This window comes from Baaleninema sp., assembly GCF_049974805.1.
Classification (GTDB): Bacteria; Cyanobacteriota; Cyanobacteriia; order Cyanobacteriales; family Geitlerinemataceae; genus Baaleninema.
Genome location: NZ_JBNGCO010000191.1, coordinates 1 through 5,126, shown reverse-complemented (window position 1 = coordinate 5,126; position 5,126 = coordinate 1). Strand labels below are relative to the sequence as shown.

Here is a 5,126-nt window from a genome sequence, read left to right as displayed (position 1 = left end):
GGATTAATCTGACACTCTAGCATCTTTGGCTTCCCTTGAGAATGAAATAGCCCTGATAGAGTACCCATTCCGTAGCAACTGTCTGAAGTCTTCACGCTACACTCTTGCTACACTCTTCCCTCTTCCCCGAACCTAGCACATCGTTGGCTGCAAATTTCGATCGCTTCTCTAAAACTGGTTTTGAGCGTTTTCAAAAGCAGTTTGCAAGTCGTCGAGAGCGGATTCGATGCCGTTTTTCAGGTTGTCGCTGGCATTTCCGGCGTTAGACCCAAACTGTTGCAGTTTCTGCCGCAGGTCTTGCGCTTGACTCTCTAAATTGTCGATCGCCGTTTCCACTTTATCGCTGGCGTCTTCTTTCCCTTGCGCTCGTTTTTTCAGACGATCGATCTTCGATTGCAGTTGGTCTAAATCCCGTTCGGCGCGACGTTGGAAGTCGTCGGCTTTGGTTTCGGAGTAATCGCCGAGAGTGTCGGGAATGTCGCGCACTTCTTCCATCACGTCTTTTTCTGTGGTGACGGTGGGATTGAGATCCCGTAAGCTGGTCGTGGTATCGGAGGAACAGGCGCCGACGAATAGCATCAGCGTCATGGAAAGTGCAATTAAAAGATTTCTGATTTTCATGATTTTTACAGTTTTCATTTTTTCTCCAGTTAACTTTAGTCTGTCACGACGGTTTGAAATCTCGAACCCCCTGGGGAAAGAGTTCGATCGCAATGAGGTCTCTCTTCAGATAGATGAAGGTTAGAATCATGGAAGACGACCACTTTTTAATAAGTTTTGTATGAATAGAAAACGATCGATCGCATTTGTTACTTTCGAGTGATGGCAGTTCGGTCAATATTTTCTAAATTAAAGTCAAGACGAAAGCTGGAGACTTAATTTATGAGTATTCAAGATAAAGCCAAAGCCATGAAAGATAAAGCCGAAGGTAAAATCCGAGAAACCGTCGGCAAAATGACCGACGATTCGGACAACGAAACGAAAGGCAAAGCGCAGCAAGTCAAAGCGGAAGCCGAACAAACGAAAGAAGACGTCAAAGACGATTTGAAAAACGCGATCGATAAGGCTTAATTTACCCAGAGAAGTCCGATCGTCCCGGTTTCGCCACGAGACCGGGTTTCTTTATAGTCACTTAAATGTATAGTCACTTAAATGGCAACATTCAAAAATGGCGTTTTCAAAGGTTCAAACAACCGTTGATAAAGAAATTAATCTATTAAGAAACCCCATAGCATCCTGATATCCAAGGAGGCTATGGGGAAAACCTTCACTGAGATTTAGAAAGAGTTCAAATTAGGCAGGCGTTAACTGCTTTGATTTCTCTTCCAAGGAATCTAGAAGGGACTGATAAGGCTTAATAAATTTCTCAATTCCCTCATCGAGTAATTCTTCCATCACGCGATCGAGGTCAATATTGATATCGGAGTCGCCGAGAGTTTTGAGGGTGTGATACGCCCCTTCAACGTCCGTTTCAATGCGGTTCGGCTGAGGTTCGCCGTGGTCAAAAAAGGCTTCGATCGTCTCAGGCGGCAGAGTGTTCACCGTATTGGGTGCGACCAGTTCGTTAACGTACAACACATCGCTGTAGTCGGGGTTCTTCGTACTCGTACTTCCCCACAACAAACGTTGCGGTTTCGCGCCTTGGGCTTCGAGGGCTTGCCAGCGATTGCTGTCGATAATTTGCTTGTATTCTTGATAGGCAACTTTGGCGTTAGCGATGGCAACTTTGCCTTTCAACTCTTGCAAGCGGGCTTCTTCACTGAGATTTTTGGTGCCGATTTTTTGCAAGCATTCGTCGAGCATCGCGTCGATTTTCGAGTCGATGCGACTGACAAAAAAGCTGGCAACTGATGCCACGCAATCGACAGGTTGTCCGTTTTGGACGCGAGTTTCAAGTCCTCGGAGATAAGCCCAGGCTGCTTGTTTGTAATTTTCGACAGAAAACAACAGCGTCACGTTGACGTTAATGCCTTCGGAGATGCACTGTTCGATCGCGCCAAATCCCTCTAACGTGCCGGGGATTTTAATCATCACGTTGGGGCGATCGACCGTTTGGAACAAGCGGCGAGCCTCGGCGAGAGTGCCTTGCAAGTCTCGGGCTAAATAGGGAGAGACTTCTAAGCTGATAAAGCCGTCTTGTCCGTTGCTTTCCTCGTAGATAGGGCGGAAAATATCGCAGGCGTTGCGAATATCTTCGATCGCCAGAGATTCGTAAATTTGTTGCGGCGATTTATCGGTCTCGACGCCTGCTTGAATGTCGGCGTCGTAAATTTCGTTGCCAGAAATGGCTTTTTCAAAAATAGAAGGGTTCGAGGTGACGCCGCGTAAATTGCGGCTTTCGATTTTCTCCTTCAATTCCCCAGACTCGATTAACGAGCGGTTGAGATAGTCCATCCAAATGCTTTGACCGAAAGCGGTAATTTTAGAAAGTGGTGTGTTTTCCATGAGGGGGTCTCCTATACTTCTATTTCAACGGGGCTCGATACGGTCGAATCCATCGCGATAAATTCCATCGCGATAAATAGATTGGCGATGACGTAACATCCCAAAATGACGGCGATACTGACAACAACGTAAAAAATGACGTGACTCGGACGGTGTTGTCCCATATTGAAACACTCTGATATCGCCGTTCGATCGCTGGTCAAGATCTCTCGTGCTTCCCTGACAAGCGATGGGGAAACTGACACTACCGCCACTTTATCGAATCGATCGAACACCTGTTCTCCTCCAAGAGAAGGATTTCGAGGATAGAGATTGATCGAGCCGAGACGTTCCAACACGCACCCGTTTCGTTGACGTTCTCCCCCGCCTGAAAAACCCGATCGAATGTAGCCGGGAAATTAATGTAGCCGGGAAATGCAAGCCAGTTCCACCGTGGCTTCTCACCTGCGATAGACGCAAGCATCCCGCCACTTCGGATAAGCTCGAAATGCTTGTCAATTCTCCCTGGGGTCTGACTGACCCCCCAAAACCGCCGCTCTCACGCGAGTTCGGCTTTTCCCAGATTTCTGCAAAATTGCAACTCCCATGTCATATCCCCTCCTCAAAACCGTCCAACGTCAGTTTTCCCAAATCGGTCAACGGACGTTCGAGTGGATAATCGCAACCCTATCGAGTTTGTGGATTGGCGGATTGGCGACAGCCATGTTGTCCTTATGGGTTTTTGCGGAAATCGTCGACGAACTGCTCGAAAACGAAGCCCAGATGTTCGATCGAGCTATCTTACTGGGAATCGGTCAGTTAAGAACCCCTTTCCTCGATCGCGCCGCTGTCTTCATCACCAACTTCGGCGACCCCAACGTTTTAACCGTCGTGGCGCTCGGCTTCGTGTTCGCCTGGTTGGTACAGCGTCAGTGGAAACGCGCCCTGTCGTTGACGATTGCCTTACTGGGGGTGTCCGGCTTAAACCTGTTGCTGAAAAACCTCTTCGCTCGATCGCGGCCGCAACTGTGGGAACGTATCGTTGACGTTCGTTACTATAGCTTCCCCAGCGGTCACGCCATGGTCTCCCTCGTGGTTTACGGCTTGTTGGGTTACGCCTTGGCGCGTCGTTTTCCCCAATGGCGCGTTCCCATCGTGGCGGTCACGGCGACGCTCGTGGGATCGATCGGTTTGACCCGCTTGTATTTAGGCGTTCACTGGCCCACTGATGTCGCCGCTGGATTTGCAGCGGGTTTGGTATGGCTGATCGCCTGTATTCTTGCCTTTGAGATGTCTCAAAATGCCGACCTTCGTGCGAAATTCGATCGCTTCCTTCAAAAACAATCTTCAAAATAATAAAGAAGTATTGCGAGTCATTCTCGCCGTTTGTATGGTAGTCGCCGGAACGCTCCATTTCCTCGTTCCCGACCCCTTTATCAAAATCGTTCCCGCTCCCCTTCCCGAGCCTGCAATTATCGTTTACGTCAGCGGTATTTTTGAAATTCTCGGCGGTTTGGGCTTGCTGGTCTCCCCAGTTTCTCGCCGCGCCGCTTGGGGACTCGTGGCGATTTTTATCCTCGTTTTTCCCGCCAATCTCAACATGGCGTTTAACGATATTCACATCGACGGCGTGCCTGATGGCTGGTGGTTTCAAGCTATTCGACTGCCCTTTCAAGGGGTTTTGATGGCTTGGGCTTATTGGTACGCGCGTCCCGAGAAAAATCCCAAGCAAGTGTCGATTTTACCGGGTTTTCCTAAAGGCGATCGAGCTTAAAATCTCGAACTTAATATCTCGAATTTAAAACCGACAGAACCCCATTCTTTTGCGGTTGCACTCTAGAGTCCCGGCATCCGGCGATCTTCTCCCGAATCAAGTTTGCTGCTGTTGGGTTTCGCTGGCGCTACACCCAACCTACGCGACTACGCGACTACGTGACGACGCGACGATAATATAAAATCGTATAAAAAATCAAGCAATATATCTGTATAAATAGCCGCAATTTCAAATTCTATCTCGAGATAGAGGAAAAACAGATTCAGATTGACACATACTCAAAATAGGCTCGATCGTCTGGTCTCGCCTTCTTCGGCGATGGAGAGCGCGATCGCGACAAAATTTAAAACAAATTTGCCAGCTAAAACTAGCAATGTAATATCAGGAGGTTGCCATGCAAGAACCGATTGAATTCTCGTTAGAACAGGAATTTAATATCAGGAAATTTGCCGGAGAAGTGAAACAGCTCTCCCGAAGCGAAGCGCAAGAGCGTTTAGTCGAACTACACAGACAAATGATGCTCAAAGACAACCTCTATCGATCGCTCATCGCCCGTCAGTGGGGAATCGATACCTCATCGGCGTCTGGATAAATCGGCGATCGCCGTTTCCCAACCTTCTCGGATTGGGAATTCCCAAACCCCACACCAATGTTCACCTCAAACCGTTCAAAACGATTAAATTATGGTTACGACACACAACACCACAACCCCAAGAGTCGGAATTTTACTAGAAAATCACTTTGAAGATTCCGAATTTAAACTGCCCTATCGCGCCCTACAAGACGCAGGCGTTGACGTAGTAGTTCTCGGCTCTCGCATGAACGACGAATACGAAGGCAAACGGGGTAAATTGACGTTCTCCCCCGCCAATTGGCAGGGGGATTCCTGGTTCGTCGATCCACCTTTAAATCTCCGCCAAGCCAACTC

Annotated in this window: 7 protein-coding genes and 2 pseudogenes; 6 read left to right on the top strand and 3 right to left on the bottom strand. The window is 48.3% G+C overall.

Going from position 1 to position 5,126, the window contains the following annotated elements; genetic code table 11:
* Window positions 1-168 precede the first annotated feature (168 nt).
* Window positions 169-621, bottom strand: a complete 453-nt coding sequence (locus ACP5D4_RS20915) for a hypothetical protein (protein ID WP_428013543.1) — start codon at window positions 619-621, stop codon at window positions 169-171.
* A gap of 261 nt (window positions 622-882) precedes the next feature.
* On the opposite strand from ACP5D4_RS20915, the gene ACP5D4_RS20910 reads away from it, so the two are divergent.
* Window positions 883-1,071 carry a CsbD family protein gene (locus ACP5D4_RS20910; protein ID WP_428013542.1) on the top strand — a complete coding sequence of 63 codons (189 nt, stop codon included), beginning with the start codon at window positions 883-885 and terminating at the stop codon, window positions 1,069-1,071.
* Window positions 1,072-1,293: 222 nt separating this feature from the next.
* Here the strand turns inward: ACP5D4_RS20910 and tal are convergent, their stop codons facing one another.
* Together tal and ACP5D4_RS20900 are read right to left on the bottom strand one after the other, a co-directional pair.
* Window positions 1,294-2,445, bottom strand: a complete 1,152-nt coding sequence (gene tal, locus ACP5D4_RS20905) for a transaldolase (RefSeq protein ID WP_428013541.1) — start codon at window positions 2,443-2,445, stop codon at window positions 1,294-1,296.
* A gap of 11 nt (window positions 2,446-2,456) precedes the next feature.
* Window positions 2,457-2,783, bottom strand: a complete 327-nt coding sequence (locus tag ACP5D4_RS20900; protein ID WP_428013540.1) for a hypothetical protein — start codon at window positions 2,781-2,783, stop codon at window positions 2,457-2,459.
* Window positions 2,784-3,201: 418 nt separating this feature from the next.
* Here ACP5D4_RS20900 and ACP5D4_RS20895 point away from each other — a divergent pair.
* From ACP5D4_RS20895 to ACP5D4_RS20875, 5 genes and pseudogenes are all read left to right on the top strand, one after another.
* Window positions 3,202-3,336: pseudogene (locus tag ACP5D4_RS20895) on the top strand (phosphatase PAP2 family protein); the annotation flags it as partial.
* Window positions 3,316-3,780 (top strand): phosphatase PAP2 family protein, encoded by a 465-nt coding sequence (locus tag ACP5D4_RS20890; RefSeq protein ID WP_428013544.1) that lies wholly within the window; start codon window positions 3,316-3,318, stop codon window positions 3,778-3,780. The pseudogene ACP5D4_RS20895 and the gene ACP5D4_RS20890, both read left to right, overlap by 21 nt.
* The gene (locus tag ACP5D4_RS20885; RefSeq protein WP_428013539.1) at window positions 3,725-4,198 is read left to right on the top strand and encodes a DoxX family protein; all 474 of its coding nucleotides are present in this window, start codon (window positions 3,725-3,727) and stop codon (window positions 4,196-4,198) included. The genes ACP5D4_RS20890 and ACP5D4_RS20885 overlap by 56 nt, the downstream gene beginning before the upstream one ends.
* 394 nt (window positions 4,199-4,592) lie before the next feature.
* Entirely contained in the window at window positions 4,593-4,790 is a 198-nt protein-coding gene (locus ACP5D4_RS20880; RefSeq protein ID WP_428013538.1) for an NblA/ycf18 family protein, read from the top strand.
* 91 nt (window positions 4,791-4,881) lie between these two features.
* Window positions 4,882-5,126: pseudogene (locus ACP5D4_RS20875) on the top strand (hypothetical protein); the annotation flags it as partial.